Origin of the sequence: Sneathiella sedimenti (assembly GCF_017313765.1) — a bacterium.
Taxonomy (GTDB): domain Bacteria; phylum Pseudomonadota; class Alphaproteobacteria; order Sneathiellales; family Sneathiellaceae; genus Sneathiella; species Sneathiella sedimenti.
In genome coordinates this window covers 255,023-280,400 of the sequence record NZ_JAFLNC010000004.1, presented here as the reverse complement: position 1 = coordinate 280,400, position 25,378 = coordinate 255,023, and the positions used below count along the sequence as shown (strand labels likewise).

Below are 25,378 nucleotides of genomic sequence, written 5' to 3'. Positions count from 1 at the left end.
GTTTTCATATGGCGCCCCTGAACAAACAACTACGCGTCTCCCTCTTTACGGCCGCTTCGCTCGCCGGTGCCGTGGCGGCCCTGCCCGCGCTTGCCGCGCCGCAGATCCTGGCCGTGGCCTCGACTGACCTGAAACTGCCCGTCACCTGCGAAAAGGGCGAATGCACAGTGGAACTGACCACCATCTGCCTGCAGGAGCATCGCGCCTCCCCCAATATTGGTACGGGTTATTACGTCCATGGCGATAAATTCTTCGATCTTAGCGGCCGGACGGCAACGGGACAGGAAATCTCGCTCGCCCATCTCCCGCTCGAGATTACCGCCGCGCGGGGCCATAACGCAGTCCGCCTCACCTTTCGCGACACCCACCTGAAAAAATACGGGCCACTGGAGATAAGCCTTTCCGTACCGGATAATCTCTCCCTCGTGCCGCTGCCCGTCGCTAACGACGTGAAACCGCAGACGGAGGAGGATATCCTGCTCGCCACCGGGCCACTGCGGGAGGCGGCGACCCGCCTTGTCGATCTGGATGTGAACAAGCGCGACGCGGCGGAACTGATTAACCAGGCGATCAACCGTCTGCCCTGGCGTGGCCGGGCGAGCGATACCGAGCGCGCCACTGTCCGCGCCGCCTTTGACGACCTCACCGAGAAATCCGGATTTGCGAGCGGTGCAAGGGATAACGCGAACGCCGTCGTCAATGAATGCTATGACCGCACCATGGCCGGCAGCCTCAGCTTCCGCGCCTGTCTGGGGAGCTGGCATGACCGCCTGATCGGCACGCTCAACACGAAATACTGGAAGTCCCTCGGCGCCGGGAGTTAGGCGCCTTTTCTTCCCATAAAAAAGCCCGGCAATTTCTTACCGGGCTTTTTCTTTTATTGTAAGGCGTTATCAGCCGTTGTGCAGGATCTGGCTGAGGAACAGCTGGGTCCGTTCGCTTTGCGGATTCTCGAAGAATTCCGTTGGCGGCGCCTGCTCGATAATCTCGCCCTCGTCCATGAAGATCACCCGGTCGGCGACGGTCTTGGCGAAGCCCATTTCATGGGTCACGCAGATCATCGTCATCCCCTCCTCGGCAAGGCTGATCATGGTGTCCAGCACCTCGGAGATCATTTCCGGGTCAAGCGCCGATGTCGGCTCATCAAACAGCATGATGCGCGGATTCATGCAGAGCGAGCGGGCAATCGCCACACGCTGCTGCTGACCACCGGAGAGCTGGCCCGGATATTTCAGCGCCTGCTCCGGGATTTTCACCCGTTCGAGGAACTTCATGGCAATTTCCTCGGCTTCCGCCTTCGGGGTCTTGCGGACCCAGATCGGCGCCAGCGTACAGTTCTCCAGAACCGTCAGATGCGGAAACAGGTTGAAATGCTGGAAGACCATCCCCACCTCGCGGCGGATTTCATCGATCTTCTTCACATCGTTGGTCAACTCGATCCCGTCGACGATGATCTGGCCCTGCTGATGCTCCTCCAGCCGGTTGATGCAGCGGATCATCGTTGACTTGCCCGAACCGGACGGCCCGCAGACAACGATTTTCTCTCCCCGTTCCACCGTCAGGTTGATGTCTTTCAGGACATGAAATTCCCCATACCATTTATGCATCCCGATCAGCTGGATCGCGATATCAATATCGGATTGAGTCATGGCAGCTTCACTCATATTCTCCACCTCTTATCTTTTATGACCGGTATGGAGCTTGTTCTCCAACCAGATGCTGTAACGTGACATGCCGAAGCAGAAGACCCAGAAGACGGCGGCCACGAAGACATAGCCTTCGGTCGCCATCCCGACCCATTCCTTATCGGTGGTTCCGGCCTTGACGATGCTCAACAGATCCAGCAGACCGATGATCAGCACCAGCGTCGTATCCTTGAACAGGCCGATGAAGGTGTTGACGATGGACGGAATGGAAATCTTGAGCGCCTGAGGCAGAATAATCAGCCCCATCGCCTGCCAATAGCCGAGACCAAGGCTTTTCGCCGCCTCCATCTGGCCTTTCGGGATCGCCTGCAATCCGCCGCGCACCACCTCGGCCATATAGGCCGCAGAGAAGAGCGACATGCCGACGAGGGCCCGGATGAGCTTGTCGAAGTTCACGCCTTCGGGCAGGAACAACGGCAACATGACCGAGGCCATGAACAGCACCGTAATCAGCGGTACGCCGCGGACGAACTCGATAAATCCGACGCAGAGCATCCGCACGATCGGCATGCTTGACCGCCGGCCGAGAGCGAGAACAATCCCCAGCGGCAGCGACACGAAAATCGAGACTGACGCCAGCACCAGGGTCAGGAAGAGACCGCCCCACTGCGAGGTTTCTACAACCGGCAGGCCGAAGGATCCGCCGTAGAACAGGAAGTAGCAAACGATCGGCACGAATACGAACATGTAGATCGCCGGCCATTTCTTGTTCTTCACGTAATCGGTCAGGACCAAGAACAGCCCGATCGCGGCAAGGACATAGCCGACATCGACACGCCAGCGTTCCTCAACCGGATAGAAGCCGTACATATTCTGGCCGAACCGGGCCTTGATAAAGACCCAGCAGGCGCCTGTCCCGGTGCAGTCCTCGCGGGTCTCCCCGACAAAATTGGCATTGATGAAGGCGTAGGAAATAATCCCGCTCAATGCCCACCAGACCACATAGATTGACACCACCGTCAGCAGCGCGTTCAACGGGCTGGAGAACAGGTTCTCCCGCATCCAGCCGATGACGCCGGTCTGGCTGACGGGCGGTGGCAGATCCTCATGGCGTTCTGTTTTAACTATAGCCATCTTATCTCTCCACCAATGCAATGCGTTTATTGTACCAGTTCATGAACATCGAAATCAGGAGGCTTATGGACAGGTAGAACAACATCGTTATGAGAATGCACTCAATCGCCTGACCGGTCTGGTTGAGCGAGGTTCCGGCGAAAAGGGCCGTAATGTCCGCATACCCGATGGCGGTGGCGAGGGAAGAGTTTTTCGTCAGGTTCAGATACTGGCTTGTCAGCGGCGGGACGATCACCCGGAGCGCCTGCGGCAGGATCACCAACCGGGTGGTCATTGACGGGCGCAGGCCCAGTGAATGTGCCGCCTCCGTCTGGCCGTGGCTCACCGCGTTGATGCCCGAGCGGACAATCTCGGCGATAAAAGCACCCGTATAGATCGAGAGACCCAGCAGGAGTGCCAGGAATTCCGGCTCCATGGACCAGCCGCCCTTGATGCTGAACCGGCCGAATTCCGGATAGCTCATCGTAAAGGGATTGCCCATCGCCAGGGACGCAATGACCGGCAGCAGGATTATCAGGGCCAGGCTTACCCAGAACACCGGAAAAATCTGCCCGGTCAGGTCCTGGCGCTTATGGGCCCAGTTGCGGATGAAGAGGGACGCGACGATGGCGACAAGAAGCGCCACCGGAAGAACCCAGAACCCGGTTGACGGAATCATGGCCGGGAAGTTAACACCGCGGTTGTTGACAAAGAAATTGTTGCCGATCGACATACTGTCACCGACGAGCGGCAGGACCGACAGGACGGCAAAATACCAGAACATCAGCTGCACCAGCAGCGGGATATTGCGGATCACCTCGATATAGACGGCGGCGATCTTGTTAACGACCCAGTTCTTGGACAGTCTCAGGACGCCAACGATAAATCCGATAATGGTGGCCAGTAAAATGCCGGAAATCGACACGGCAAGGGTATTGATAATACCAATGAGAAGAACATCAAGATGGGTGGACGTCTGACTGCTGTAGTCCATCAAGAGGACGATGCCGATGCCAAAGCCCGCAGGCTGGCTCAAAAAATTAAACCCGGACGCGATGCCGCGTTTTTCCAAGTTTATTGCTGTATTGTGTCCAACATACCAGACGAAAGCAATAAACAGCACAATAACGACAATTTGATAAAAGATTGCCCTTATTCGTGGGTCTCTAAACTTGTTGATCTTGGCGACTTCAAGATCTGCTGCTTCTGCCGTCATAAACTACACCTCCCCAGGGATTGTTAAGATTACGGCTGCCAATAGGCAAAAGGAGCGCATGTCCGGTCAAAACAGGCCATGCGCTCCTTTCACATAATCATTACACCCTTAGCGCAGTGGTGGTGCGTAGAGAATGCCTCCCTTGTTCCACTGTGCGTTCAGACCGCGAGCAATGTTGAGGGCTGTTCCTTCACCAAGGTTGCGGGCAAAGCTTTCGCCATAGTTGCCAACATTCTTGATAATGTTGTAGGCCCATTCGTTGGAGAGGCCGAGCTGCTGTCCAAGGTCACCGGAAGTGCCCAGCATACGCTGGATGCCAGGGTTCTGGGTGTTTGCCTTCAAATCGTCGACATTTGCCGAAGACACATTCAGCTCTTCCGCTTCGATCATGGCGTTCAATGTCCAGCGGGCAATATCACCCCACTGGTTGTCGCCGTGACGGACGAGCGGGCCGAGCGGCTCTTTCGAGATCACTTCCGGCAGAACGATATGGGCTTCCGGATCAGCGATAACCGAACGCTGTGCATAGAGGCCGGACTGGTCCGTCGTGTACACGTCGCAGGTATCTTTCAAATAAGCTTCGCGTACCTCATCTGCCGTGTCGAAAACGACTGAGTCGTATTTCATGCCGTTGGCGGTGAAGTAGTCGGCAAGGTTCAGTTCGGTGGTTGTACCGGACTGCACGCAGACCCGGGCGCCGTCAAGCTCAAGCGCGGATTTCACGCCGAGGGATTTTTTGACCATGAAGCCCTGACCGTCATAGTAGTTAACGCCGACGAATTCGAAGCCGAGGTTAACGTCGCGGCTGAAGGTCCAGGTCGTGTTCCGGGCCAGCACGTCAATTTCGCCTGACTGCAGGGCGGTAAACCGCTCCTTCGCTGTCGTGGGGGTATATTTCACCTTGTCCGGGGCACCGAAAATGGCGGCAGACATCGCGCGGCAGAAATCCACGTCGAAGCCTTCCCATTTGCCTTCATTGTTCGGCGCGGCAAAGCCCGCCAGACCGGTTGTAACACCACATTGGATGAAGCCCTTGGCTTTTACATCATCCAGGGTTGCTGCGGTTGCCGCTGTCGCCATAAAAGACGCGGCTGCTGCGACAGCAATAAAACTCGCTTTTTTCATGAAAATGACCTTCCTGTCCATTGATAATTCTCAATATTCTGTCCGGTAAATCACATACTTCGATTAAGTACTGTACCCTTATTTTGAGCACTTGAGTGAATTACACGCGGAGATCATAATCTATGTTATCATGACCTCCTAAGTCTTTGACGATAGTAAATTTATACATCTCGTCAATGTAAAAATTTGCTGCAAGTGCGAAAAAAGCCATTGTGCCATGATATGATGGGTGAAATTTGCTCTTTTAACTTTGCCGTCCATCCTATATGCAATGAACAATAGCAAAAACTAATCAGCAGGCTGTCCCCTCCCATGAAAGATGAAACAAAATTAGTCACCGCAGGACGTGATCCAGAAGGTAATTTCGGCATCGTCAATGTCCCCGTTTATCATGCCTCGACCATTCTCTATCCGTCATTGGACGCATTGCAGAAGACTCACGCGGCGCGCGCGGCGGGCGAGCGGGTCGTTTCCTATGGCCGGATCGGCACACCGACAACCTGGTCGCTGGAGGATGCGGTCGCTGATCTGGAAGGCGGATACCGCGCGCAGGTGTTCCCCTCCGGCCTCGCGGCGTGCGCGAACGCGATACTCGCCGTCGTCAAGACTGGTGATCACATGTTGGTGACAGATAGTGTCTATGGCCCGGTTCGGGTCTTCTGCGATAATTTCCTGTCTCGATTCGGCGTTGAGGTGACCTACTATGACCCGCTTGTTGGTGCCGGCATCGGCGAGCTGATGCGCCCGAATACAACGGCTGTCTATACCGAGGCGCCGGGCTCGCAAACCTTCGAGATGCAGGACATCCCCGCCATCGCGGACGTCGCGCATGCAAAGGGTGCGGTGGTGCTGACGGACAATACCTGGGCGTCTCCCCTCTTCTTCAAACCGTTCGAGCATGGGGTCGATATCTCGATCCAGGCAGGGACGAAATATATCGTCGGCCATAGCGATGTCATGATCGGCACGGTTACGGCAAACAAGGAATACTGGCCGCAGCTGCAGAAGAGCGCGAATATGCTCGGCCAGACAGCCGGACCGGATGATGTCTATCTTGCCCAGCGCGGCATTCGCACGCTGTCGGTGCGGTTGAACCAGCATATGGAGAACGCGCTTCAGGTGGCCGAATGGCTCAAGGGACGGCCGGAGGTTCATTCGGTGCTGCATCCCGCAATGCCCGACGATCCGGGTCACGCCATCTGGAAACGCGATTTTCTCGGCGCCTCCGGACTGTTCTCTATCCGACTCAAGGAAGTTCCGAAAGCAGCCCTCGCCGCCTTCCTCGACGATCTGGAATTGTTCGGCATGGGCTATTCCTGGGGCGGCTATGAAAGCCTGGTTATCCTGGCTGATCCCACCAGCTATAGGACGGCTACGACATGGGACAATACGAACCCTCTTTTAAGGCTCCATATCGGGCTTGAGGCCGTGGATGACCTGATTGCAGATTTAAAGAGCGGCTTTGACCGGCTAAACGCGGCAAAATAGTATAAGACGACGAATCGGCGACTGATTCGACAAAATAGGATAAGATGATCCGATGGACAGCGATATTCTGGACAGCATTACCTTTGACGCGAACGGTCTCGTCCCTGCGATTGCGCAACAGCATGACACGGGCGAGGTGTTGATGATGGCGTGGATGAACCGCGACGCTGTTCAGGAAACCCTCGAAAAAGGGCAGGTCTGCTACTGGTCGCGCTCCCGCGGGAAGCTGTGGCGCAAGGGCGAAAGCTCCGGCCATGTGCAGCGGCTCGTTGATTTTCGCGTCGATTGCGATGGTGATACGCTCCTGCTGCTGGTTGAGCAGACCGGCGTGGCCTGCCATACCGGTCGCCATAACTGCTTTTTCACGAGTATCCGCGACGGCAAGGCCGAGATTATCAGCGATGTGGAGATCCCCCCTGAGGAGATCTACGGGGACAAGACCCCCGCCCCATGAGCATGTCCCCGGCAGAGCTGGACGTTATCCTGCTTTCCCTGAAAGTCGCGCTCTGGTGTGTCGGCATTTCCCTGCTGCCCGCGCTGTTCATCGCCTGGCTTCTGGCCCGGCGGGAGTTTTACGGCAAGACGGCGCTGAATGTCCTGGTGCATCTGCCGATCGTCCTGCCGCCGGTGGTGGTGGGCTATTTCCTGTTGGTCCTGCTTGGTAATCGCGGTGTGATCGGCGCGTGGCTGCTGGACCATTTCGGCATTTCCCTCATTTTCAACTGGAAGGGTGTTGTCGCGGCCACGGCGGTGATGGCCTTTCCCTTCATCACCCGAGCCATCCGCCAGGCCATTGAGGCAGTGGACCAGAACCTTGAGGTCGCCGCCCTCACCCTGGGCCGGTCGCCGGCCATGGTCTTCCTCACCATCACCCTGCCGCTGATCATTCCGGGCATTCTCGCCGGGATCACCCTCGGCTTTGCCCGCGCACTCGGGGAGTTTGGTGCGACCATCACCTTTGTCGCCAATATCCCCGGCGAGACACAGACCCTGCCGCTCGCCATCTATACCCTTCTTCAGACACCTGACGCGGAAACGGCGGTGTGGCGGCTGGTTATTATCTCGGTCGTACTGGCCTTCGCCGCCATAGCCCTTTCCGAATGGCTGACCCGTCGCTCAAACCGCCGGCTGGGAGGCAGCGTGTAATGTTTGATATTCGCGTCAAGAAATCCCTCGGCCGCTTTCACCTGAGCGCGGATATCAAGGCCGAGGCCGGGCTGACTGCCCTGTTTGGTCCGTCCGGCGCGGGCAAGACATTGCTGGCGAAGATGCTGGCCGGACTGGTCACCCCCGATGAGGGGCATATCGAGCTTGCCGGGCGGACCCTGTTCAGCAGCGCGAAGAATATCAACATCCCCGTTCATCAGCGGCATATCGGCTTTGTCTTTCAGGAGCATCGCCTGTTCCCCCATTACTCGGTGCGTGGCAATCTCACCTATGGCAACGGTCGACGCGCTGGCAAGGCCACACCGGTTTCGTTCGAGAAGGTGGCCGACATTCTTGGTCTCGCGGCGCTTCTGGACCGGGAACCCGCGTCACTCTCCGGCGGGGAGCGCCAGCGGGTCGCCATCGGCCGGGCGCTGCTCAGCAACCCGAAAATCCTGATCTTGGACGAACCCCTCTCCAGTCTCGATGACGCGCGGAAGAGGGAAATCCTCCCGTTGATCGAGGCGTTGAAATCAGAATTCGATATCCCTACCCTCTATATTTCCCATTCGATCGAGGAAATTACCCGTCTCGCCGATACCCTGCTGCTGCTCGACAACGGGGCAATGAAGGCGGTGGGACCAACGGCCGATATCCTGACCCGGCTTGACCTGATCCCCTATGCCGGCGGCTATGATGCCGGTACCCTGATCGCGGCAACCGTCACCGCCTATGAACCCGCCCATCACATGCTGACGCTGGAAACAGCGGGCGGCGGGAAACTCTATATCACCGGCGGCGCGAAGGAAATCGGCAGTTCGGCACGCCTGCGCATCCGGGCGCGCGATGTCGCCCTCTCCAAGACGGAACCGAAATCCATGTCGATCCTCAACCGGTTCAAGGGCCGCCTCGTCGACCATTGCAGCGGCGCCGAGGGGATGGAGGAACTGCTGCTGGATGTCGGCTTTCCGCTGACGGCGCGAATTACCCGCAAGTCGTTCGAGGATATGAAGCTCACCAAGGACACACCCGTCTGGGCGCTAGTGAAAGCAGTAACGATCAGCCGGGCCTGAGGGGCGGAAAGGTCAGCGGTTGCTTTGGCTCGGCGTCATGGCGAGGGTCTTGATATAATCCTCGATCGCGTCGCGGTCCTTCAGGTACAGCGTCTTGCCCTTTTTCAGGACCATCCCTTCATGTCCAAGCTGGCCGAGCACGCGCGCCACGGTCTCCCGCGTCGTCGAAACCCGGCTCGCAATCACGCTCTGGGTCGGCATCGGATAGATCAGCCAGCTGTTCGCGGTCAGGGGGTCCGGTTCCGCCATACGCAGCAGTTCCTGGCAGACCCGTTGCACCGCGCCCAGGGTCGACAGGTCAAGGATGCGGTCGTCATTGATGCGGATGATCCGGGCGAGCCGCTGCAGCACCGACATCATGATTGTCGGATTACGCATCAGCAAGTCGCGGAAAAGCTCCGGGCTGAGGCTCGCCAGCAGGCAGCGCGAACTCGCCACCACATTGGCCGACCGCGCCCGTCCGTCGATCGCCGAGAGCTCGCCGAAATACTGCCCTTCCCCAACGGTGGCGTAGGTCACCTCCCGCCCCGAGACGCCGTAATTGACGATATTGACGCTGCCGGAAACAACGAAATACATATCGCGGCTGTCTGTCGACCTCTCCAGGATCTGCTCATTCGCGCCATAAGTCCGCCAGACGCATTTGGCGGCAATTTCCGCGCGCTCCTGAGGCGTGAGCTCACTCAGCAATTCTATGTTTTCAAGATTTTGCATGTTCGCTGGACCGTCGCCCCTCTTTTCGCCTAGGATCGAAAAAGACTATAAAGTATAAATTGGAAAATCAAAACAAGAAGCTAAGGGTTAAAATTGGCGACGACTCACTCGACCAGAGGCCGGCTCTTTCTCCCTGAAAGCGCGGGGGCCGCATGACCAAAGCGCGCCCCGCCGACACCCTGATCACGCCCCTGTTGAAGAAGCTGGACCTGAAAGCCAAATCCCTGCTGGTCACCGTCTGGGGCGATGCGGTGTCCCCTCATGGCGGCACCGTCTGGCTGGGCAGCCTGATTACACTGGTGGATTCCCTCGGCCTCAACGAGCGCGTGGTACGCACCGCCGTCTTCCGCCTGCAGAAGGAAGGCATGCTCGCGTCGAGCCAGGTCGGGCGGCGAAGCTTCTATCGCCTGACAGAAACCGGCTCCCATCGCTTCGCCGAGGCGACACGGCGTATCTATGCCGCGGGAGATATCGCCTGGGACGGCAACTGGCTGTTCCTGTTCGCGCTGCGCCGCGACCTTGCGGAGAAGAACCGCCGCAAGCTGGAGACGGAGCTTGGCTGGCTTGGTTTCGGCACCCTTGGCGGCGGCGTTTACGCCCATCCGACAGCCAGCGCCGCCAGCGTTGACAGCCTTCTCACCGACCTTGGCCTGACCGGCAAAGTAACCGCCTTAAGCGCGACTGGCGTCGGGGCTACCCCCTACAACGCACCGGAAATCCTGGTGCAGAAGGGCTGGAACCTGAAGGATCTGGAGGCGGACTATGCCCGTTTCATCGGTCATTTCAGCGCCTTTGCCGACCTTGCCCAGACCGGGGCACCCCTTGACGAAAAAAAATGTTTTATCATTCGCAGCCTCTTGGTGCATGATTACCGGCGGGTTCTCTTGCGGGACCCGATGTTACCGGCGGAATTGCTGCCGCCGGGGTGGAACGGCAACCAGGCGCGGGAGCTGTTTCGCACCATCTATCATCTGGTCTGGGAGGGCGCAGAGGCATATCTGATGACAATACTTGAGAATGAAACGGGGAGACTGCCCCCCGCATCAGAGGAGTTTTACCGGCGTTTTGGCGGATTGAAGAAACGCTAGTTCCGTATAACAAAAATTCAAGAACAAGAATGAGTCAGGGAAAATGTCAGCAGGGTTAAAGATTTGTATCGTCGGCTCCGGTCCGGCAGGAATGTACACGGCGGGAGCCATCGTCAAGAAAAACCCCGAAAGCCAGATAGATATCATCGACAAGCTGGCCACACCGTACGGGCTGGTGCGGGCGGGCGTAGCCCCGGATCACCAGACCACCAAGAATGTTACCCGCGCCTATGACAAGGTGATGGAGAATGACAATGTCCGTTTTGTCGGCAATATCGGCCTCGGCAGTGATGTCCCGCTCGACAAGCTGCGGGAGCTGTATGATGTGGTGGTCATCGCGACCGGCACGCCGAAGGATCGCAGTCTCGGTATCCCCGGGGAGGACAAGGACGGCGTATTCGGGGCCCAGACCTTCGTCTACTGGTACAACGGCCATCCGGAATATCGCGATGCGGTGCCCAATCTGGATATCGAGACGGCGGTCGTCATCGGCAACGGCAATGTCGCCCTTGATGTCGCGCGCATCCTGATGCGGACGGAGGATGAGATGGTCACTTCCGATCTCGCCGAGCATGCGGCCAGCGAGATTTTCAGAAGCCCGCTCAAATGCGTGCATGTGGTGGGACGCCGCGCGCCGGAGAATGCGCAGTTTTCCTCCAAGGAGCTGGGTGAGTTTGCCGAGCTGGTCTCCGCCAAGACCTATACCGACAAGAGCGTGCTGCCCGCGGAATTTACCTCCGACGACAAGAAGGAGGAGAAGGTTGTAAACACAAATCTCGACCTCCTCCGCAATTTCGAGCAGATCCGTCCAGGGATCGAAGGACGTTCCATCCATCTTGATTTCCTGGCGAGCCCGGTCGAGATCCTGGGGGATGAGGCGATTACCGGCGTCCGGTTCGAGCGCAACAGGATTGTCGATGGCAAGGCCGTTGGCACCGGCGAGACCTATGAGATCGATTGCCAGCTTCTTGTCTCCTGCATCGGCTATGAGATGGGCATTCTGGAAGGGCTGCCGGTCGAGAAAGGCATCGTCAAGAATGACGAGGGACATGTCGCCGACGGTCTTTATGTGGTCGGCTGGGCCAAGCGCGGACCCAGCGGCACCATCGGCACCAACCGCATCGACAGCCAGAATGTGGTGGAGCGGATGTTGGCCGATTTTGAAGGCGGCGGCAATCCCGCAAAAGGCGGGCCCGCAGGGCTCGACGCCTGGTGCCGGGAGAAAGGCATTCGGGCCGTCTCCTTCGAGGACTGGAAGAAAATTGACCAGGCGGAAGTGGCCCGCGGCGGCGGGAAATCTCCGAGGAAGAAGTTTGTCCGGACTCGTGATATGCTGTCCATTGTACAGCAGGAAGGATAGGCCATGCTGATCGCGCAATTGAGTGATAGCCATGTCACCTTGCCGGAGGAGGATTTCGCGAAGCTCTATGATCCAGTAACGAAACTCCGGGAGGCGGCACGGCATGTAAACAACAGCGTCAACCGCCCCGATCTTGTGTTCCTCACCGGCGACCTGGTGAACACCGCGAGAGCGGAGGAATATGAGATCCTGCGCGAGATTCTGCCCGAATTCGAGATGCCGGTCTATCTGCTGCCCGGCAACCATGATGACTGCACCCTGCTCCGCAAGATGTTTCCCGACCATGACTATTTGCAGAAGGACGGCAAGCTGTATTACGTGGTGGAGGGATGGCCGCTCAAGTTCATCTGCCTCGACACCAATATCCATGGCAAACCGCAAGGCCATCTGGGACAGGAGCAGCTCGACTGGCTGGAGGAAGAGCTGAGCCGCGAGAGCGATCGCCCCGTCGTTATTTTCATGCATCACCCGCCGTTCAAGACCGGCCTGACCAGCATGGATGCGATGGGCCTGCTCGACATGGCGGAATTCGCCGAGGTGATTTCCCGGCATGACCATATCGAGCGGGTGCTCTGCGGCCATCTGCACCGGGCCATCCAGAGACTCGTCGGCGGCACGATTGTCCAGACCTGCCCCTCCACATCCCATCAGGTGAGGCTGCTGCTGGGCGAAAATAACGAACTCAGCACCACCTTCGAGCCGCCGGAATACCTGCTGCATTACTGGACCGAGAAGGACGGCCTCGTCACCCATAACGACTATGTACAGGACTTTGAAGTCGCCTGGACGCTGGAAGGCGAGCTGTATTAGGACGCGTGCTCCGCGGTGAGGCCCATCTGCCAGAAATCCGCTTCCAGCCGGGTCGCGGTGGCGAAGGTCTTCGATAGATCGGGAAAACGCGCCTCGGTAAACCGCTTGGTCGCCAGCGCGTCAATCTCCGCCGTCATGTCGGTGACCAGCTGCTGGTACTCCGCCCCCGCATACATCTCGATCCAGGTGATGTAGGGGTTGCCCTCGATCTTCGTTTTCCGCGATTTGGCGAGCCGCGCACCGATCTCGCCATAGCCGATGGCGCAAGGGCTGAGCGCGACCATCAGGTCGAGCAGGTCACCCGCCATGCCGCGTTCCAGCACGAAGCGGGTATAGGCGATATTTTGCGGGGCTTCCTCAAGCGTTTCCAGCTCCGACGCGGCAATGCCCCAGTCGGCGCAATAGCCCACATGCAGGTCCATCTCCATCTCGAGAATCGCCTTCACCCCGGCAAGGGCGGAGCGCATCTCGGTCAGGTTGTCGGCCTTGTAAATGGCCAGTGCATAGGCCCGCGCAAACTGGATCAGAAACAGATAGTCCTGCTTGAGGTAGTATTGAAAGGCGGTTTTGGGCAGGGCGCCCGTTTGCATACCGGTTACAAAGTCATGATGGGTATAGGCGTCCCACAGGGCGGCATTGTCGGTCTTCAGCCGGTCGAAAAGTCCGCGGCTCATCACAGCATCATGTTGTTCGATCCGCCGGGCAGGGTCACGACCAGGTCGTCGAGTTCCTCCGTGATTTCGATCTGGCAGCCGAGCCGCGAGGTCCGGGTCAGGCCATAGGCGAGATCGAGCATATCCTCTTCATCCTCGGTCGGGTCGGGCAGGCGCTCGAAATCCTCGTCCGAGACGATGATATGGCAGGTCGAGCAGGCAAGGCTCCCCTCGCAGGCGCCTTCCAGATCAATATTGTTCTGATGGGCAATTTCCAGAATCGTCCGGCCGAGCGGCGCATCAACTTCCTGTCGGCTGCCATCGGGCTTGATAAAGGTCATTTTCGGCATACGCGCGTGAACTCCTGAACATCCTTACTGATTTACCTATCCTGCCCGCCGCGTCATGTCTAGGCCCTATGCGGCAAATTTCGGCGATTTCCGCTGGTAAAGTTTCCGCCAGCTCGCGACAAGCCGGTCGATCTCCACCTCCGTGGTGGTCCAGCCAAGACTGATCCGAATGGCGGACCCTGCCTCCTCGTCGCTGGCGCCCATGGCTTTCAGGACGTGGCTGGCCTTGACCTTGCCCGACGAACAAGCCGAGCCCGCGCTGACCGCGATCCCGTCAAGGTCGAGGGACATCACCTGGAGTTCCGATGCGACGCCCGGCATGGAGATGGCCGTTGTATTGGGAAGCCGCGGCGATTCATGGCCATAAATATGGCTCTCGGGAGAAATGTTAAGCAACTGCGCTTCCAGCCGATCGCGAAGCTTGGCAACCGTCTCATAGCTGTCGAGCCCCTCGTGGGCGGACTGCGCGGCGACACCCATACCGACGATCCCGGCGACATTCTCCGTGCCGGCGCGACGGCCAAGCTCCTGCCCGCCTCCTTTCAGCAGAGGCGGGACCGCCAGCCCGTCCCGCAGGACAAGCGCCCCGATCCCTTGCGGACCGCCGAACTTATGGGCGGAGACAGACATCATATCCGCCCCAAGCGCCTTGAAATCAACTGGGATCTTGCCTGCACCCTGAATGGCATCGCAATGGAAAAGGCCGCCCTTTTCATGCACGAGGGCCGCAATCTCGGCGACCGGCTGGATCACCCCGGTCTCGTTATTCGCCAGCATGACGGAGACGAGCGCGCCCTCGCCTGCCTCATCCAGGCAAACGCCAAGTGCGGCAAGATCGAGCTGACCATCAGACGTGAGGGGAAGTTGTACTGCGTTCCGCGCAACGGCCAGGACCGAATCATGTTCGCCAGCGGAAATAAGAAGCGGCCGGTCGGGAAAAGACGAGAGCGCGAAATTGTTCGCCTCCGTCCCGCCGGAGGTAAAGATAATCTCAGGGGGTTTGCACCCGAGCAGACGGGCGAGGCGGCCCCGTGCCTCCTCCACCCGGTTTCTCGCCGTGCGTCCCGCCTGATGCACGGACGACGGATTGCCACCCGCCTCCATGACGGCGACCATGGCGTTTACCACTTCGGGCCGGATTGGCGCTGTTGCGTTAAAATCGAGATAAACGGTTTTCGCCATAGGTACAATCGGGCCCGCAGCCATGCTCAGTTAGAAAAGATCAGCTATCCGCTTTTGTCTTGCTTGCGGTCCTCGCCGCCGGCTTTTTCTTCGGCTTGAGGGCAATCGGCGACTCCGCCTGGGTGCGGCGTTCATTCTCCAGCTCTTCCACGCGCATGGAAAGTGACTGCACCTTGTCGAGCAGGCCGTCCATCACTTTGAAAACCGGGTCAGGCAGATCATGATTCCCGACACCATAGGCGGCGAATCTGTTGTCCTGCGTACTTTTTGCCGCACCATTTACCGCGCGGGCCGGGACGCCGACAACCGTCGTACGTTCTGGTACATCCTTGAGAACGACCGAGTTCGCCCCGACGCGGGCACATTTTCCAATGGTAATTGGGCCGATGATCTGGGCACCCGAGGCGATGATTACATCATCCCCCAACGTCGGGTGGCGCTTCACGCCACGCTGCGCATCGGAGTCAATGGAGGGCGCGACACCACCAAGCGTCACGTCATGATAAAGGGTTACATTATCGCCGATTTCCGACGTTTCACCGATCACGACACCCATGCCATGGTCGATAAAGAGCTTGCGACCGATCTTCGCGCCGGGGTGGATTTCGATGCCGGTGAGGAAGCGGCTGAACTGCGAGAGCAGCCGCGCAAGCAGGCGCCAGTTACGCTCCCACAGCCAATGAGCGAGACGGTGAAAGACGACCGCATGGAAGCCTTGATAGAGCAGCGCAACCTCCAAACGGGTTCTTGCTGCCGGGTCCCGTTCCATCACGCAAGTAATTTCTTCGCTAATATGCTTGAACATTTGCCCTTACCTTCTGTATTGTGCCGCTCTTGTAGCGGAATTCACCTGAGGTTTAAAGCGCCCATACCTAACAGATATATGTATATCTGAGGAACCGTCAAGGATACTATTGGTGTTCCCGTGACGCGTTTCTCGCTGGCGCAAGCCGAAAAAAGGGCCATATCCATGGTGTATCCGGCTCAATATAGAAGCTGCTGTAGGAAATAGAAAAAAAATGCCTGACGTTATTTTTAATGGACCCGAAGGACGCCTGGAAGGGCGGTATCACCATTCAGACAATCCGAACGCTCCCCTCGCCCTGATCCTCCATCCGCATCCGCAGTATGGCGGCGCCATGAATAACAAGGTCGTCTACAACCTCTTTACCACCTTCAAGAAGCGCGGTTTCTCTGTGCTTCGCTTCAATTTCCGCGGAGTCGGCCGCAGCCAGGGCGATTATGATCACGGCGTGGGCGAGTTGTCCGATGCCGCCGCCGCGCTTGACTGGATGCAGACCCATAACCCGAATGCCCCGGCCGTCTGGATCGGCGGCTTTTCCTTCGGCGCGTGGATTTCCATGCAGCTGCTGATGCGCCGGCCGGAAGTCGCCGGGTTCATCTCCGTCGCCCCGCCCGCGAACATGTATGACTTTTCCTTCCTCGCCCCCTGCCCGTCGTCAGGCATTATCATTCATGGCGACCAGGACGTTCTGGTGCCGCGAAAGGATATCAAGAAGCTGGTCGAGAAGCTGAAGGCGCAAAAGGGCATCACCATTCATTATGACGAGATTCCCGACGCAGACCATTTCTTCGAGAACAGCCTCGACAAACTGATGGCCTCCGTCGACGACTATCTCGACATGCGCCTGAACGGCACAGATGAGGACGACGCGGACTAGCTCACGCCGATCCGCGCTTTTTTCGACTGTGCGGGGTAGAAGCGCCCGCCCGACATCGGCGTCGGCACGCCCGTCGTCGTCGGCAGGCTGAGCGGCAGGCCACGGACACTCCGGACCGCGAGGAAGGCAAACGCCTCCGCCTCCAGGTCATCGCCGCGCCAGCCGACCGCCTCGACCGGCTCGACCGGCACCCCGACAACCGTCTCGATCGCCAGTACCAGCGCCGGGTTCTTGCGCCCGCCGCCGGTCAACAGCCAGCGGTTCGGTTTTCCCGGGAGGTGACGCAGCGCGCGGCGGATGCTCTCGCTGGTGAAATGCAGGAGTGTCGCCGCCCCCTCCTCGAGCCCCAGACCCGAGAGGAGTTCCGCCACCGGAAATTCATCGCGATCGAGGCTTTTCGGCGGTTTCAGATCGAAATACGGGTTATCGAGCAGCCGGGCGAGCACCGGCTCATTCACCTGCCCTGACGCGGCGATCCTGCCGCCATCATCGAACGGCTGGCCCGTGTGGGTCAGGATCCAGTCATCCATCAGCGCATTGGCGGGCCCGGTATCAAAGGCCAGCACCTCATCGCCATTGATATAGGTGACATTTCCGACCCCGCCGAGATTGAGCACGGCAAGCGGTCCGTCGAGATCGCGGGCAAGCGCCCGGTGATAGAGCGGCGCGAAGGGCGCTCCCTCGCCGCCCGCGGCCACATCGTCATGGCGAAACTCGGCCACCGTATCAATGCCCGTCAGTTCCGCCATCATCGCGCCATCGCCGATCTGCACCGTCACGCGGTTCTTCGGGTCATGAAAGATGGTCTGGCCGTGAAAGCCGACCAAATCAATATCAGGCGGCGTCATGTTATTCGCCTTCAGCAGCGCAAGGACAAAGTCCGCCTGCAACCGGGTAAAATCCGCAATCAGCGTCCCCGGCGCGCCCCTCTTCCCGAGGACATCGCGCAGGCGCGCCCGGAATTCGGGCTCATAGGGAACGGAGTGGACGGGACCATGGCTGGAAACCGTCTCTCCATCCGTTTCGATAATCGCCGCGTCGACCCCGTCGAGCGACGTGCCGCTCATCAATCCAAGGGCGCGAAGGGGTTTAATTTGGTCCTGTTTTTGTTTTATTGACGTCATGTGTCATACCGCACTTTTAATCTGGTTCCCATATGTGCTAAACGATGGCGCTCTTTAACTCTAAGTGACAGAATCAAGTTCCATGACCGAATTACGCTCCGACTTCCTGAAAGTCTTCACTGAACGCGGCTACCTGCACCAATGTACAGATATCGACGCGCTGGATAAAGCTTTTGCTGATGATATCGTGACCGCCTATATCGGTTTTGACTGTACGGCGAAAAGCCTCCATGCGGGCAGCCTCATGCAGATCATGATCCTGCGCCGCCTGCAGAAGGCCGGGCACAAGCCGATCGTGCTGATGGGCGGCGGGACGACGAAGGTCGGCGATCCGACCGGGCGCGATGAAAGCCGCCCGCTGATCACCGATGAAGCCATTGAGGAAAACATGGCCGGTATCAAGAAGGTGTTCGAAAAGTTCCTCACCTTCGGGGACGGGCCGACGGACGCGATCATGGTCAATAACGCGGACTGGCTCGACAAGATCGAGTACATTCCGTTCCTGCGTGAGTACGGACCGCATTTCTCGATCAACCGGATGCTCTCCTTCGACAGCGTGAAACTCCGGCTGGAGCGCGAGGAGTCCATGACCTTCCTCGAGTTCAACTACATGATCCTGCAGGCCTACGACTTCGTCGAGCTGAAGAAGAAATACAATTGCAGCCTGCAGCTTGGCGGCTCCGATCAATGGGGCAATATCGTCAATGGCGTTGAGCTCGGCCGCCGGACCAACGGCTTTTCCCTGTTCGGCCTGACCTCGCCGCTGCTCACCACCGCTTCCGGCGGGAAGATGGGCAAGACACTGGGCGGCGCGATCTGGCTCAATGAAGATATGCTGAGCGCCTATGACTACTGGCAGTTCTGGCGCAACACGGAAGATGCCGATGTCGGCAAGTTCCTGCGGCTGTTTACCGAAATCCCGATGGACGAGATTGCACGGCTTGAAAAGCTTGAAGGTGCGGAGCTGAACGACGCGAAGAAAATTCTCGCCGATGCCTGCACCGAGATGGCCCATGGCAAGGCCGCCGCCGAGGCCGCGGCCGAAACCGCCCGGCAGACCTTCGAGATGGGCCAGACGGCGGAAGGGCTGCCGACGCTGGACGTGCCGAAGGGTGAGCTTGAAGCCGGCATTCCCGCCGCCGCGCTGTTTCAGCGGGCAGGCCTAGCCGGATCAAATTCCGAAGCGCGGAAACTCATCAAGGGGGGCGGCGCGCGCCTCAATGACGAGAAAATCGCGGACGAAAAAGCGACAATCAGCCTCAGCGACCTCGACCCTGACGGACGGATCAAGCTTTCCGCCGGCAAGAAGCGGCACTACCTGATCCAGCCGGTCTGACCCGCTTACGGGCTCTGGCGGTTGTTGGGCTTGTTTGTTGACGGCGGCTGGATATCGTCCTGGTCCCAGGGCTCGAAGAACATGCGGCGGAGGATACCAGGCGCCAGCGCCGAGACGGCGTTGACGCTGATATCCGGATCTTCCAGCCCGCCCCGCACCTTGTAGGAGAAGCCGAAAATTCCCTCCCCCTTCTTGCCGACGAGCAGGGTGCCAAGGATCGGTATATTCCCAAGCATGGAATTTAATGTATAGGACGGGATCACCGTGCCGAACATGTCAATCTTGTTCGCAGGCTGGTCCACCGTGCCGGTCAGCGTGATGCCGATGGACCCGATGGCGCGGAAATCCTTGGTGGTGAAAATGCCGTTCTCATAAGTGAAGGGCCCTTCCACCGTCGCGAAGACCATCCCCTCCCCGCGCAGCAGGTCAACAATACCGCCGAGGGAGCCGAGGGTCAGGATCTTGCCGAGCACCGGCGCATTCACAACCCGCACATCCTTGATCGCGACCGTTCCCTCCGCCGGGCGGGAGGGTTGGCTGTCGTCAATCTCGGCGGTCAGCTTCAGGTTGCCGTCGCGAAAATCGTCGTAGAGATCAAGGCCGCGAAAGAGCGATCCCGCGTCATCGGAAATAAAGGTGACGAGCCGTCCCTTGGCCGAGGGGATGATTTCGAAATCAAAGCTCTTCTCGCCCTTGAACTTCCCTTGGGCCATCCCGGTCGTTATGAGATTTCCGTCAATACTCATGTCGGCGGCGACATTGTCGAGGGTCAGGTCGTGATCGAGCAGCACCCGGTCCATATCGACATGAATATCGATCAAGCGGTTCTCTTCCGGGCCATCGACATCCACTTCGTTCAGGTCATAGGTCGCGACCACGAACGGCTTTAGATCGAATTGCGCGCCGCGCACCTTGACCGCCATTTTGCCAAGCTGCGCCTGGCTGAAGACGAGACCAAAATCATTCTCCCCATAGCGGACGGAGGGCAGAGTCAGTTCCGCGAGCAGGTCCTCTTTCAAAATCGCCGTGCCGCTGGCCACGAGATCCCCGGCGGTAACCGCAATGTTGGACAGTGTCGTCACATCCCCGGCCGTCGAGTTGATCTCCGCCGCAAACTGGCCGGCGACGCTCGCCGCCTTCGTCCAGTGCAGGGCATCCACCTTGATCTCGGTGTCCGTGAGGTCGAGCTTGATTGCACCGCTTGCGCGCCCGTCAGGAATGGTTTCCAGGGTCACCTTCGCCTTCATGGGCCCCGCCAAATACGACGTATCGAGATGGAGCGCCTTGCGCGCCGCATCATCGGGGGTGGCGGTCAGCACATAGCGGCGATGGCCTTCCTTCGCCCCCGTAAACCAGCTTTCTGCCTCGATTTTTGCCGGGACGTCATTGAGCGCCGCCGTGCCCGAGACCTGCACGCCTTTCGGATCGACGGCGACGTTCAGCGCGCCCTTGGTCAGGGTATAATTCTCCGCCACGTCAGGGATGGTCGCCTCGGTGAAATCGCCATTGGCCGCGTATTTGACGTTTTCAAGCTGCAAATCGAAACGCAACGGAAACTTGAACGATGCATCTACCGTTCCCGTCCCCGTCATCGCCGACGGTACAATGCCATAGGGGGTGGCGAGGCCGAGCGGCTCCAGATCGAGGAAGGTGAAGATTTCCCGGCTGCTCCCCGTCACGCGGATGGCAATATCGGCGAGCTGGTCATATTTATCAAACTCGTTGATGATCACCTTGTCCGACGTCACATCGAGACTGCCAAGTTTTCCGGTCATGCCGGTTATGGAGACCCCGGTTTCGGTCAGTACCGCGCTCCCGTCGATATCCGTCACCTTGGGTAGCGGTGAATAATAGTCGGCAGACGTGCCCTTGATATCGAATTTCAGGACGACGGAGTCTTTCGGGATTTCCCCGCTTTCCAGCGCGCCGGGCGGCAGGTCTATGGTGAAGCTCGCCTGGGGCACTTTCCCGCCGCGGATATTCTTGGTTACCCAGTCATAGCCGTTGCTGGCCATGGAGTAAGGCCAGAACCGCCCGAGGTTATCGACGGCAAGATCCCGGAGGCTGCCCGCAAGAGTCAGGCCCGTGCCCGCCTCTGCCACGTCAACAACCCCCTCCATCACGACAGAGGTTCCCAGGGTTTCCGCTGTCACGCTTTCAAGGGTGATCTTCCGGAAATCGCCCGTCACCTCGCCCGATACCGAGAGGCTGTCAATGGAGAGCGGCTCCTTATACAGCTCCGGCAGGTCAATCTCGCCGGCACCGGCCGTCACATCGAAGCCGAGGGAATCAAAACTGAATTTCTCGTCGAGGTCGGCATTCACATGCCCGGACAGGGAGAGTTTAACCCCCTTCAGGATGTCAAGTTCCGCCACCTGTGCCCCGACCAGCGGCAGCGGCAGGTCACTGAACTGGCCGTCGATCCGGGTGCGCTTGTAGTCCCGGTCATAATCACCAAACGCAACCACGGAGACATTCTCGTTCCCGACCTTGATCAGGCCGCTGGCCTGCCCGCTGAGGCCCCGGTTCTCCCGCCACACGAACACATCGGCACCGGTCACCCGCCAGAAACGGCCTAGGATTTCATCTTCGATAAAGACCGCGGAATCATAGAGTTCCAGCCGCTGGAGATAACCCGTCAGGCTCTCCGGGTCCGGCTCCTTGCTCAACTCATTGAGGATATTGAGATACTCGTCCGCCACGGGGACATCCTCGGCGCTCTCGTCTGTATCGCGGGTCAGGCCCCCGCTGGTCCCGCGTTCAGCCATCAGGCTATGTTCATAACCGAACTTGATCTCCCCCGCCTTGTTGCGGGTCAGGCGGATCTTGAGGCCGGTGAATTCCAGCTCCGCCGGGGCGATCCGGCCGCGCAGCAACGCCTCGCCGCTGAACACCATTGTCACATCGGGGATGGAGGCGACTTTTCGCGTCTCGTCGGAAATCTCGAGATTGTCGATGGCGACCATCAGGTTCTTGTCGCGACCGTTCCATTCCAGCTCGAGATTGCTGAAGTCGAATTTGACCTCCGGATACTGCACCTGCAGTATCTGCACGACATAGGGCTCGACAAAGGACAACGACATCGGCCCGCGCGACAGCCCCGCGATCAACGCCAGCGCCGCGACAAAGACAAGGACGACGGCTCCCATCAGGATCCGGTACACTAATCTGGAGGATGCTTTAACCAATTGAGAAATTCGCTCTGAATAAGGCTTGTATAAAAAAAGTCTGTCCTGATAATTGATTTCATTATCGTAACCCATGCAACCCGGATTAGGAATGCAGGATATCGCAGAAATTAAAAAAATCCCGTTCGCCGATGTGATGGCGGATCTTCCCTCACCCGGCGATCCGGAACTGCTTGCCGTCGGCCTTCAAAGCTGGCAGGAAGTCACCGCCACCGACCCTGAACTCGCGGCCTTTGCCAAGCAGCTTGAGGGCACGGAAACAGGCCCGCAGATCCTCACCAGCGTTTTTGGCAACAGCCCGTTTCTTTCAAGCTGCCTTCTGATGGAGCCGCATCTCCTCCGTCATCTGGTGGAGGACGGCGCTGACCGGACGCTTCAGTGGATATATAACGCGCTGCAGGCGGATTGCCATCTGGAGGCGGAGCGCGATGCGGTGATGGCGGCGCTGCGTGTTGCCAAGCGGCGGATCGCCCTGCTGACGGCGCTCTGCGACATGGGGAAAGTCTGGGAGCTGATGAAGATCACCGGTGTGCTCTCGACCTTCGCCGATACGGCGGTGGATTTCTGCTGCCGCCATCTGCTGAAGACGGCAAGCGATAAGGGCGAACTGGTCCTGCCCCACCCTGACGATCCGAGAAGGGACAGCGGCCTGATCATCATCGGCATGGGCAAGCTCGGCGCGAGAGAGCTTAACTATTCCTCCGACATTGATCTCATCGTCCTCTTCGACGCCGCGAAGACGAGCTATACCGGTCGCCGCTCGGTCCAGGACTGCTTCGTCAAGATCGCCCGCAACCTTGTCACCATGATGCAGGAGCGTACCCGCGACGGTTATGTCTTTCGCACCGACCTCCGGCTCCGGCCAGACCCCGGCGCAACGCCGATCGCGCTTTCCGTCGGCGCTGCCCATGTCTATTACGAGAGTCAGGGCCAGAACTGGGAGCGCGCCGCCATGATCAAGGCCCGCGCCATCGCCGGCGACCTCAAGGCCGGGCGGGAATTCGTCACCTTCCTCACCCCCTTTATCTGGCGCAAGTCCATGGATTTCGCGGCAATCGAGGATATTCAGGCGATCAAGTCGCAGATACATACTCACAAGGGATTCTCGAAAATCTCGCTGGAGGGCCATAACATCAAGATCGGTCGCGGCGGGATCCGCGAGATCGAGTTTTTCTGCCAGACCCAGCAACTGATCGAGGGCGGGCGCAATCCGCTGCTCCGCGAGGTCACGACCCTCGGCACCCTGTCGCAGCTTGCCGCGGCGGGCAAGATTGACGCAACGGTACGGGAAGAACTGCAGGAGGCTTATATATATCTTCGCGAGCTGGAACATCGCCTGCAGATGACCCATGACGAGCAGACGCAGCTGCTGCCCGAGGACCCGGAGGAGTTCCGGAAACTCGGTGTCTTCTTCGGCTATGACGAGGCAGAGGCGTTTCGCAAGGAATTGCGCACCACCCTGGAAACCGTGCAGGGCCATTACGACGCCCTGTTCGCGTTCGAGGAAACGCCGGACCGCAAGGCGGGTCGTCTGGTCTTCACCGGGGCAGAGGATGACCCGGAAACCCTCAAGTCGCTGGCCGAGCTCGGCTTCGAGAACACCAGCGCCGTCTCGCAGACAGTGCGCGAATGGCACCACGGCCGCTACCGCTCGACCCGCAATGTCCGTACGCAGCAGATCCTCACCGCGCTGATGCCGCAAATCCTCGAGTCGCTCGGGGACACCAGCAATCCCGACGCCGCCTTCACCCGCTTCGACGTGTTCCTGCAAAAGCTGCCCGCCGGGGTCCAGCTTTTCACCATGTTCAAGGCGCACCCGAGCCTGCTCAAGCTGCTGGCGAAGATCATGGGCATGGCGCCGGAGCTGGCGGAGACGCTCTCGGGGAACCCGATGCTGCTTGACGGGGTGCTGGATACGGAATTCATGGCGCCGCTGCCGCCGCGCGATTTTCTCGCGGCCGATCTCGAGTTGATCCTCTCCACGGCGCGGGATTTCCAGGATGTGCTCGACTATACCCGCCGCTGGGCGAACGACCGCAAGTTCCGCCTGGGCGTGCAGATCCTCGATAACGTCGACCACGGCTCCGGCCTTGGCGCGACGGTCGCCGCCGGTCCCGCCTTCTCCGATTTGTGCGAGGTGATCCTCGACGCGATGCTGGTCAAGGTGCGGGAGGAATTCGCCACTGCCCACGGCGTCGTGCCGGGCGGGGAATTCGCGGTGATCGCCATGGGCAAGCTGGGCAGCCGGCAGATGACCCCAGCCTCGGACGCGGACCTGATCTTCGTCTTCGAGACCCCGGAAGACGGCATGATGACCGACGGCAAAAAGCCCATCTCGGCGGGCCTCTACTATACCCGCTTTTGCCAACGCCTTATCAACGCGCTCAGCGTTCATACCGGCGAGGGAAAGCTCTATGAGGTCGATATGCGGCTCCGGCCGCATGGCAAGTCAGGTCCGATCTCCCTGCCGATCGAGAGTATCCGCAAATATTATGAGGACGAGGCCTGGACATGGGAGCATCTGGCCCTCACCCGGGCGCGCGTGGTCGCGGGCGATGCGGCGCTCTGCGAGAAAACCGAGAAAATGCTGCGCGAAATCGCCCTCACCCGGCGCGACAGCGAGAAAATCCGTAAAGATACGCTCGACATGCGGACGCGGGTGCTGAAACAGCATGGCAGTGACAACCCGCTTGCCATCAAGCATGCCGTCGGCGGGCTCATGGACCTTGAATTCCTCTGCCAGTATCTCCGCCTTAAGCATGGCCCGGATCATCCGGACATCCTCGATCCCAATTCCATGGACAGCCTGAAGGTCATGAAGTCAGAAGGGATTTTAGCGCCGGATGTGGCCGACAGGCTGGTCGAAATCCTCCGGCTCTACCTCAATATCAGCGGCCTCAAGCAGCTCTGCCTTGGCGGCCGGAAAATCGACGAGACCATCCCGCTCGCCCTGAAAAATGCCCTTGCCGCCGCCGCGGAGGTTGATAATTTCGACGAGCTCGCTAAAAAGCTCAAAAGCGCCCAAGACGATATCGACCGGCTGTTGCACGCGCATCTCGCCGGCAAAAAGAAAAAGGAGTGACC

22 protein-coding genes are annotated in these 25,378 nt (G+C 59.0%); 11 read left to right on the top strand and 11 right to left on the bottom strand.

Annotated features, from left to right (window positions below; translation table 11 throughout):
• Window positions 1-8 precede the first annotated feature (8 nt).
• Window positions 9-824, top strand: coding sequence for a hypothetical protein (locus tag J0X12_RS13105; RefSeq protein WP_207046502.1), 816 nt, complete (start codon window positions 9-11; stop codon window positions 822-824).
• Between the two features lie 69 nt (window positions 825-893).
• Here the strand turns inward: J0X12_RS13105 and J0X12_RS13100 are convergent, their stop codons facing one another.
• The 4 genes from J0X12_RS13100 to J0X12_RS13085 form a co-directional block, all read right to left on the bottom strand.
• On the bottom strand, window positions 894-1,664 hold the full coding sequence (locus J0X12_RS13100) for an amino acid ABC transporter ATP-binding protein (protein ID WP_273543425.1): 771 nt from the start codon (window positions 1,662-1,664) through the stop codon (window positions 894-896).
• A gap of 12 nt (window positions 1,665-1,676) precedes the next feature.
• Complete coding sequence (locus tag J0X12_RS13095; RefSeq protein WP_207046500.1) at window positions 1,677-2,780, bottom strand: amino acid ABC transporter permease; 1,104 nt, start codon at window positions 2,778-2,780, stop codon at window positions 1,677-1,679.
• Window position 2,781: 1 nt separating this feature from the next.
• Window positions 2,782-3,975 carry an amino acid ABC transporter permease gene (locus tag J0X12_RS13090; RefSeq protein WP_207046498.1) on the bottom strand — a complete coding sequence of 398 codons (1,194 nt, stop codon included), beginning with the start codon at window positions 3,973-3,975 and terminating at the stop codon, window positions 2,782-2,784.
• Between the two features lie 108 nt (window positions 3,976-4,083).
• Window positions 4,084-5,100, bottom strand: a complete 1,017-nt coding sequence (locus tag J0X12_RS13085; protein WP_207046496.1) for an amino acid ABC transporter substrate-binding protein — start codon at window positions 5,098-5,100, stop codon at window positions 4,084-4,086.
• A gap of 312 nt (window positions 5,101-5,412) precedes the next feature.
• Here J0X12_RS13085 and metC point away from each other — a divergent pair, with 312 nt between their 5' ends.
• Genes metC through modC form a run of 4 tightly spaced genes read left to right on the top strand, consistent with a single transcriptional unit; the run spans window position 5,413 to window position 8,807 of the window.
• Window positions 5,413-6,588 (top strand): cystathionine beta-lyase, encoded by a 1,176-nt coding sequence (gene metC / locus J0X12_RS13080; RefSeq protein ID WP_207046494.1) that lies wholly within the window; start codon window positions 5,413-5,415, stop codon window positions 6,586-6,588.
• A gap of 52 nt (window positions 6,589-6,640) precedes the next feature.
• Window positions 6,641-7,042: a phosphoribosyl-AMP cyclohydrolase gene (gene hisI, locus J0X12_RS13075; protein ID WP_207046492.1), complete on the top strand. Its 402-nt coding sequence runs from the start codon at window positions 6,641-6,643 to the stop codon at window positions 7,040-7,042.
• On the top strand, window positions 7,039-7,734 hold the full coding sequence (gene modB / locus J0X12_RS13070; protein WP_207046489.1) for a molybdate ABC transporter permease subunit: 696 nt from the start codon (window positions 7,039-7,041) through the stop codon (window positions 7,732-7,734). The genes hisI and modB overlap by 4 nt, the downstream gene beginning before the upstream one ends.
• Window positions 7,734-8,807, top strand: a complete 1,074-nt coding sequence (modC, locus tag J0X12_RS13065; RefSeq protein ID WP_207046487.1) for a molybdenum ABC transporter ATP-binding protein — start codon at window positions 7,734-7,736, stop codon at window positions 8,805-8,807. The genes modB and modC overlap by 1 nt, the downstream gene beginning before the upstream one ends.
• Before the next feature lie 12 nt (window positions 8,808-8,819).
• On the opposite strand, the gene J0X12_RS13060 is transcribed toward modC, so the two are convergent.
• Window positions 8,820-9,521, bottom strand: a complete 702-nt coding sequence (locus tag J0X12_RS13060) for a Crp/Fnr family transcriptional regulator (RefSeq protein ID WP_207046486.1) — start codon at window positions 9,519-9,521, stop codon at window positions 8,820-8,822.
• A 152-nt stretch (window positions 9,522-9,673) separates the two neighbouring features.
• Between J0X12_RS13060 and paaX the strand changes: the two genes are divergently transcribed.
• From paaX to J0X12_RS13045, 3 genes are read left to right on the top strand one after another with little or no spacing between them, the layout of a single operon-like run.
• Window positions 9,674-10,609: a phenylacetic acid degradation operon negative regulatory protein PaaX gene (paaX, locus tag J0X12_RS13055; RefSeq protein WP_207046484.1), complete on the top strand. Its 936-nt coding sequence runs from the start codon at window positions 9,674-9,676 to the stop codon at window positions 10,607-10,609.
• Window positions 10,610-10,652: 43 nt separating this feature from the next.
• Entirely contained in the window at window positions 10,653-11,969 is a 1,317-nt protein-coding gene (locus tag J0X12_RS13050) for an FAD-dependent oxidoreductase (RefSeq protein WP_207046482.1), read from the top strand.
• 3 nt (window positions 11,970-11,972) lie between these two features.
• Window positions 11,973-12,779, top strand: coding sequence for a phosphodiesterase (locus J0X12_RS13045; RefSeq protein ID WP_207046480.1), 807 nt, complete (start codon window positions 11,973-11,975; stop codon window positions 12,777-12,779).
• Here J0X12_RS13045 and tenA read toward each other — a convergent pair.
• The 4 genes from tenA to epsC all read right to left on the bottom strand — a co-directional run bounded on the left by tenA (window position 12,776) and on the right by epsC (window position 15,769).
• Window positions 12,776-13,453, bottom strand: a complete 678-nt coding sequence (gene tenA, locus J0X12_RS13040; protein ID WP_207046478.1) for a thiaminase II — start codon at window positions 13,451-13,453, stop codon at window positions 12,776-12,778. The genes J0X12_RS13045 and tenA overlap by 4 nt on opposite strands.
• Window positions 13,453-13,782 (bottom strand): ferredoxin family 2Fe-2S iron-sulfur cluster binding protein, encoded by a 330-nt coding sequence (locus J0X12_RS13035; RefSeq protein WP_207046470.1) that lies wholly within the window; start codon window positions 13,780-13,782, stop codon window positions 13,453-13,455. The genes tenA and J0X12_RS13035 overlap by 1 nt, the downstream gene beginning before the upstream one ends.
• Before the next feature lie 66 nt (window positions 13,783-13,848).
• Complete coding sequence (locus J0X12_RS13030; RefSeq protein WP_207046468.1) at window positions 13,849-14,964, bottom strand: cysteine desulfurase family protein; 1,116 nt, start codon at window positions 14,962-14,964, stop codon at window positions 13,849-13,851.
• Between the two features lie 40 nt (window positions 14,965-15,004).
• The gene (gene epsC / locus J0X12_RS13025; protein ID WP_207046466.1) at window positions 15,005-15,769 is read right to left on the bottom strand and encodes a serine O-acetyltransferase EpsC; all 765 of its coding nucleotides are present in this window, start codon (window positions 15,767-15,769) and stop codon (window positions 15,005-15,007) included.
• A gap of 214 nt (window positions 15,770-15,983) precedes the next feature.
• Between epsC and J0X12_RS13020 the strand changes: the two genes are divergently transcribed.
• On the top strand, window positions 15,984-16,646 hold the full coding sequence (locus J0X12_RS13020) for an alpha/beta hydrolase (RefSeq protein ID WP_207046464.1): 663 nt from the start codon (window positions 15,984-15,986) through the stop codon (window positions 16,644-16,646).
• On the opposite strand, the gene J0X12_RS13015 is transcribed toward J0X12_RS13020, so the two are convergent.
• Complete coding sequence (locus J0X12_RS13015; protein ID WP_207046462.1) at window positions 16,643-17,770, bottom strand: anhydro-N-acetylmuramic acid kinase; 1,128 nt, start codon at window positions 17,768-17,770, stop codon at window positions 16,643-16,645. The two genes, J0X12_RS13020 and J0X12_RS13015, sit on opposite strands and share 4 nt — an antisense overlap.
• An 82-nt stretch (window positions 17,771-17,852) precedes the next feature.
• Between J0X12_RS13015 and tyrS the strand changes: the two genes are divergently transcribed.
• Complete coding sequence (gene tyrS / locus J0X12_RS13010) at window positions 17,853-19,106, top strand: tyrosine--tRNA ligase (protein ID WP_207046460.1); 1,254 nt, start codon at window positions 17,853-17,855, stop codon at window positions 19,104-19,106.
• 5 nt (window positions 19,107-19,111) lie between these two features.
• On the opposite strand, the gene J0X12_RS13005 is transcribed toward tyrS, so the two are convergent.
• Window positions 19,112-22,255 carry a YhdP family protein gene (locus tag J0X12_RS13005; protein WP_207046458.1) on the bottom strand — a complete coding sequence of 1,048 codons (3,144 nt, stop codon included), beginning with the start codon at window positions 22,253-22,255 and terminating at the stop codon, window positions 19,112-19,114.
• A gap of 130 nt (window positions 22,256-22,385) precedes the next feature.
• On the opposite strand from J0X12_RS13005, the gene J0X12_RS13000 reads away from it, so the two are divergent.
• Complete coding sequence (locus J0X12_RS13000; protein WP_207046456.1) at window positions 22,386-25,376, top strand: bifunctional [glutamine synthetase] adenylyltransferase/[glutamine synthetase]-adenylyl-L-tyrosine phosphorylase; 2,991 nt, start codon at window positions 22,386-22,388, stop codon at window positions 25,374-25,376.
• Window positions 25,377-25,378: the final 2 nt, after the last annotated feature.

Bases quoted from the DNA above. Each gene is read 5' to 3' on its own strand.
- J0X12_RS13000 (WP_207046456.1), top strand. From the start codon at position 22,386: ATGCAGGATATCGCAGAAATTAAAAAAATCCCGTTCGCCGATGTGATG.
- paaX (WP_207046484.1), top strand. From the start codon at position 9,674: ATGACCAAAGCGCGCCCCGCCGACACCCTGATCACGCCCCTGTTGAAG.
- J0X12_RS13005 (WP_207046458.1), bottom strand. From the start codon at position 22,255: ATGGGAGCCGTCGTCCTTGTCTTTGTCGCGGCGCTGGCGTTGATCGCG.
- tyrS (WP_207046460.1), top strand. From the start codon at position 17,853: ATGACCGAATTACGCTCCGACTTCCTGAAAGTCTTCACTGAACGCGGC.
- J0X12_RS13035 (WP_207046470.1), bottom strand. From the start codon at position 13,782: ATGCCGAAAATGACCTTTATCAAGCCCGATGGCAGCCGACAGGAAGTT.
- J0X12_RS13030 (WP_207046468.1), bottom strand. From the start codon at position 14,964: ATGGCGAAAACCGTTTATCTCGATTTTAACGCAACAGCGCCAATCCGG.
- J0X12_RS13090 (WP_207046498.1), bottom strand. From the start codon at position 3,975: ATGACGGCAGAAGCAGCAGATCTTGAAGTCGCCAAGATCAACAAGTTT.
- J0X12_RS13105 (WP_207046502.1), top strand. From the start codon at position 9: ATGGCGCCCCTGAACAAACAACTACGCGTCTCCCTCTTTACGGCCGCT.
- modB (WP_207046489.1), top strand. From the start codon at position 7,039: ATGAGCATGTCCCCGGCAGAGCTGGACGTTATCCTGCTTTCCCTGAAA.
- tenA (WP_207046478.1), bottom strand. From the start codon at position 13,453: ATGAGCCGCGGACTTTTCGACCGGCTGAAGACCGACAATGCCGCCCTG.
- J0X12_RS13050 (WP_207046482.1), top strand. From the start codon at position 10,653: ATGTCAGCAGGGTTAAAGATTTGTATCGTCGGCTCCGGTCCGGCAGGA.
- J0X12_RS13060 (WP_207046486.1), bottom strand. From the start codon at position 9,521: ATGCAAAATCTTGAAAACATAGAATTGCTGAGTGAGCTCACGCCTCAG.
- metC (WP_207046494.1), top strand. From the start codon at position 5,413: ATGAAAGATGAAACAAAATTAGTCACCGCAGGACGTGATCCAGAAGGT.
- J0X12_RS13045 (WP_207046480.1), top strand. From the start codon at position 11,973: ATGCTGATCGCGCAATTGAGTGATAGCCATGTCACCTTGCCGGAGGAG.
- modC (WP_207046487.1), top strand. From the start codon at position 7,734: ATGTTTGATATTCGCGTCAAGAAATCCCTCGGCCGCTTTCACCTGAGC.
- J0X12_RS13085 (WP_207046496.1), bottom strand. From the start codon at position 5,100: ATGAAAAAAGCGAGTTTTATTGCTGTCGCAGCAGCCGCGTCTTTTATG.
- J0X12_RS13015 (WP_207046462.1), bottom strand. From the start codon at position 17,770: ATGACGTCAATAAAACAAAAACAGGACCAAATTAAACCCCTTCGCGCC.
- epsC (WP_207046466.1), bottom strand. From the start codon at position 15,769: ATGTTCAAGCATATTAGCGAAGAAATTACTTGCGTGATGGAACGGGAC.
- J0X12_RS13100 (WP_273543425.1), bottom strand. From the start codon at position 1,664: ATGAGTGAAGCTGCCATGACTCAATCCGATATTGATATCGCGATCCAG.
- J0X12_RS13020 (WP_207046464.1), top strand. From the start codon at position 15,984: ATGCCTGACGTTATTTTTAATGGACCCGAAGGACGCCTGGAAGGGCGG.
- J0X12_RS13095 (WP_207046500.1), bottom strand. From the start codon at position 2,780: ATGGCTATAGTTAAAACAGAACGCCATGAGGATCTGCCACCGCCCGTC.
- hisI (WP_207046492.1), top strand. From the start codon at position 6,641: ATGGACAGCGATATTCTGGACAGCATTACCTTTGACGCGAACGGTCTC.